Origin of the sequence: Streptomyces synnematoformans (assembly GCF_039531005.1) — a bacterium.
Lineage (GTDB): Bacteria > Actinomycetota > Actinomycetes > Streptomycetales > Streptomycetaceae > Streptomyces > Streptomyces synnematoformans.
Genome location: NZ_BAAAPF010000473.1, coordinates 1 through 3,676, shown reverse-complemented (window position 1 = coordinate 3,676; position 3,676 = coordinate 1). Strand labels below are relative to the sequence as shown.

The window sequence follows — 3,676 nt, the reverse complement described above, 5'->3', positions numbered from 1 at the left end:
GCGCCTGCGCGGGGGCCGCCTGCGCGTGCGCCGCCTGGGCGTGGGCGTGCTGGGCGTGCTGGGCCGGCACCTGGACGGCGTGCGGCGCTGCCGCCGGGGGCGGCGCCGAGGCGAGCTGGCCGGCCAGGACCCGGGCGACATCGCCGACGGACGACTCCGCTTCTGCGTCGAGGACGACGTCGGCGCGGTCGCCCCCGAGCGGATCGACGACGGTCAGGGTGAGGCGCACGCTGATCCTCCTCGGACGTCCCCGGCTGTTCCCCGGCTTTTCCCCCCGCGGAAATGCGTTCAGCCCGGACACTAGGGTCTACGAAACGATATCCGCCCCGGGCTTCGCGGGAACAGCACGTATCCGGGATTGTGGACAACTACGGCGGCCCGGCTCGGCCGCGGGGCACCGGCGACGACCGGACGTGCGACGGAGGGGGCACCATGAGCCGCTGGATGGAGGCGCTCACGATCGAGCGCGGAGGCTTCCGGATCCGGGTGCCGGAATCCTGGTGGGAGTTCGACGTACGGCCCGAGTCGCGGGACGACGGCATCCGGCAGATGGTCAACGACCGGGTCCGCCGCAACCCCGAACTGGCCGAGCAGCGCGGGGTGCTGGAGGCGTTCCTGCGCAAGGCCGCGAAGGACGCCTGGGCCTCCGGCGCCCTGTACTGCGGCTGCATGGCGGAGAGCTTCGGCGGCGACGTGCCGGTCACCGGCTCGATCACCGTCTCCCTCATCGGCGCCCGCACCGAGAGCGGCGAACTCCTGCCGACCGACCCGGCGCTGATCGTCGGCCAGATCAAGCAGATCCGGCCGAAGAAGGAGGGCGACGCCTGGCGGAAGGTCTCGACCGTCGAGATCGAGGGCGTCGGCACGGCGGCCCGCACGCAGGGCGTCGAGGACGTCCAGATCCCCGGTGACGACCGCACGATCCGCGCCGTGCTGATGCAGACCTTCATCCCGGTCCCGGGCCAGGAGGGCAAGGTGGCGCTGGTCGCGGGCAGCAGCCAGGTGCTGGACCTGGCGGACTCGTTCTTCGACGTGTTCGACGCGATCACGTCGACCTTCCGGTTCGTCGGCGAGTAGCGCCGCCGCCGGCCGTACGGCGCGCCACGCGCCCCGCTCCCGCCGTCACTCCGGCGTCAGCACGTCCTCCAGGAACGGCTCGACGGCGCGGTGGAACGCGTCGGGGTCCTCCAGGTGCAGCAGGTGGCCGGCATCCAGCTCGGCGTAGCCGCCGCGGGGCAGGACGCGGACCATCTCCTGGGCCTCGGCGCGGCCCAGCTCGCCGTCGATGCCGCGGATCACCAGGGTCGGGCACCGCACGAGGGCCAGCTCCTCCCAGTGCGCGTCGTGCACCCACGTCTCGCGGGCCCGCAGCATCTGGCGGCGCGAGAACACCGGGCGCCAGCCGTCGGCGCGCTCCGCCATCACCTCGGCGTAGAACTCGCCGCGGGCGGGGCGCGGGCGCTCCAGGACGGGGTCGTCCTCGCCGAACCACTTGCGGACGTCGGCGAGCGTGGCGAACGGCACCGGCCAGGAGCGGAACCACTCCTCCCACTCGCGCTGCGAGGCCGCGCCCAGCGCGGAGGCCCGCATGTCGCAGATGAGCAGGCCGCGCACCAGGTCGGGGCGGCGGGCGGCGAGCTGCCAGGCGGTGAGCGCGCCCATCGAGTGGCCCACGAGGACCACCGGCGCGAGGTCCAGCTGCTCGATGACGGCCTCGGCGTCAGCGACGTAGGCGTCGCGGTCGAACGGGCCGTCCGCCGGTTTGTCGCTGCGCCCGTGCCCCCGCTGGTCGAGCGCGATGGCGCGGGAGCGGGCGGAGAGCCAGCGCGCGGTGGTCGCCCAGTGGGACGCGCGGCCCATGAGTCCGTGCAATAACAGCACGCCGGGACGGTTCTGCAGCCCGCCGCCCGGCGGCCCACCGGACCCCGGCGGCTCCTCGGCCGCCGCCCGCCGGCGCGCCACGACGCTGTCGGCTCCGCGCTTCGGCGGGTCTCCGAACTCCCAGGCGGCGAGGCGCAGGCCGCCCGCCCCCGTCACGTTGATACGACGCACCATGTGTGCCGACACCCCCAATCCGTTCGGCGAAGCTCACGCTATCGAATGTCTATTCGAACGCCGGGGTGCTGGATCCAACACCCCTCGTTCGAGTGACCGGGCCCCGGGATTGGCCGCGGTCGTCACGGGGAGACAGAGATCGGGAGGCGGACCCGCATCGGGGACATCGGGTCCGTGGGGAGACGACCCTGGGAGCTCGGGGCTCCGGGTCGGCACGGGGAGGCTGGGCCCCGGCGAGCCAGGCGCCGGGGCCCTTGTCCTTCCCCCGGCGCACGCCCGGGGGCACGGGTATGTCAGTGGCAAGACCCACCCCTCCCTGTGGCCGTCAGCGACAGCGTGGCACGCCCGGCCCCGGCGCGCTGCTGTTCGGACAGGAATCCCGCGGTCCGCTTAACGCCATGTGCGGCAACGGCGGAAACCCGCCACCGGCGGGCCGGAACGCTAGCGCTTCGCCACGAAGACGTGCGAAGCGACCTCGTCGTCCAGCTCGGCGGCCTCGCCGCCGCTGCCGACGAGCACGCCGCCGGCCGCGTCCGTCACGCTCACCACGGCGCCGGGCTGCACCCCGGCCCGCCGCAGCGACGACATCAGCTGGGAGTCCTTCTGGATCGGCTCGCCGATGCGGCGGATGATCACCGTCCCCGGCTCCGGCCCCAGCGCCGAGAGGCTCACCATGCCCTCGTCCAGGAACGGGTCCACCTCGGCCAGCTCGCCCAGTTCCTCCAGACCCGGGATCGGGTTCCCGTACGGCGACTCCGTCGGGTGCCGCAGCAGCGCCAGCACGCGGCGCTCCACGGCCTCGCTCATCACGTGCTCCCAGCGGCACGCCTCCGCGTGCACGTGCTCCCACTCCAGGCCGATCACGTCGACCAGCAGGCACTCCGCCAGGCGGTGCTTGCGCATCACCCGGGTCGCGAGCATGCGGCCCTCTTCCGTCAGCTCCAGATGCCTGTCCCCGGCCACGCGCACCAGGCCGTCCCGCTCCATGCGGGCGACGGTCTGGCTCACCGTGGGGCCGCTCTGGTCGAGCCGCTCCGCGATTCTCGCGCGCATGGGGACGACGCCCTCCTCTTCGAGTTCGAGGATGGTGCGGAGATACATCTCCGTGGTGTCGATCAGTCCGGACATGCGTGCCCCTAGATTTCTCGTGCGGTGGCCCTGCACTAATTCTGACTCATCCCGGTGACAAGTGGACCCGGCGCGTTACTTTCGCCTGGCTTTCACCGCCGATCTGCGGGAAAAAGGCGATCCGCGCCCGATCCCGGGGCCCGCCACCAGGCCCCGCACCGGGCCGGCCCTAACCCAGCAGCTCCGCCAGGTCCAGCGAGGCCGCGACCCGTACGGCCACGTCCTCCGCGTACGCCGCGTCCTGCCGGGTGAACCCGCGCCGCCCGCCGCCGCGCAGGAACGTCACGACGCCCAGCGTCCGCCCCCGGCTGCGCAGCACCGCGCACAGCGCGTGCATCGTGCCCGGCGGCCACTTCCGCGCCACCGACCAGCCCTCCGCGACCTGCGGGTCCACCCCGCCGCAGCCCGCGCGCACCGTGCCGCCGCGCTCCACCGCCTGCAGCGCGGGGTGCCCGGCGGGGTAGCGGAGGGGGAAGCCGTGCGGCCCGGTCGG

The 3,676-nt window shown here is 73.8% G+C and carries 5 protein-coding genes; 1 reads left to right on the top strand and 4 read right to left on the bottom strand.

The window, feature by feature from the left end:
- A partial coding sequence (locus ABD317_RS34610) for a hypothetical protein (protein ID WP_344295483.1) occupies positions 1 to 229 on the bottom strand: 229 nt, incomplete at its 3' end.
- 203 nt (positions 230 to 432) lie between these two features.
- On the opposite strand from ABD317_RS34610, the gene ABD317_RS34605 reads away from it, so the two are divergent.
- Positions 433 to 1,077: a hypothetical protein gene (locus tag ABD317_RS34605; RefSeq protein WP_027755200.1), complete on the top strand. Its 645-nt coding sequence runs from the start codon at positions 433 to 435 to the stop codon at positions 1,075 to 1,077.
- A 45-nt stretch (positions 1,078 to 1,122) separates the two neighbouring features.
- On the opposite strand, the gene ABD317_RS34600 is transcribed toward ABD317_RS34605, so the two are convergent.
- From ABD317_RS34600 to ABD317_RS34590, 3 genes are all read right to left on the bottom strand, one after another.
- Positions 1,123 to 2,055 (bottom strand): alpha/beta fold hydrolase, encoded by a 933-nt coding sequence (locus ABD317_RS34600; protein ID WP_344295478.1) that lies wholly within the window; start codon positions 2,053 to 2,055, stop codon positions 1,123 to 1,125.
- A 441-nt stretch (positions 2,056 to 2,496) separates the two neighbouring features.
- Positions 2,497 to 3,183, bottom strand: coding sequence for an iron-dependent transcriptional repressor DtxR (locus tag ABD317_RS34595; protein ID WP_344295474.1), 687 nt, complete (start codon positions 3,181 to 3,183; stop codon positions 2,497 to 2,499).
- Between the two features lie 169 nt (positions 3,184 to 3,352).
- Positions 3,353 to 3,676, bottom strand: a 324-nt coding sequence (locus tag ABD317_RS34590; protein WP_344295471.1) for a GAF domain-containing protein, incomplete at its 5' end; no start/stop codon positions are given.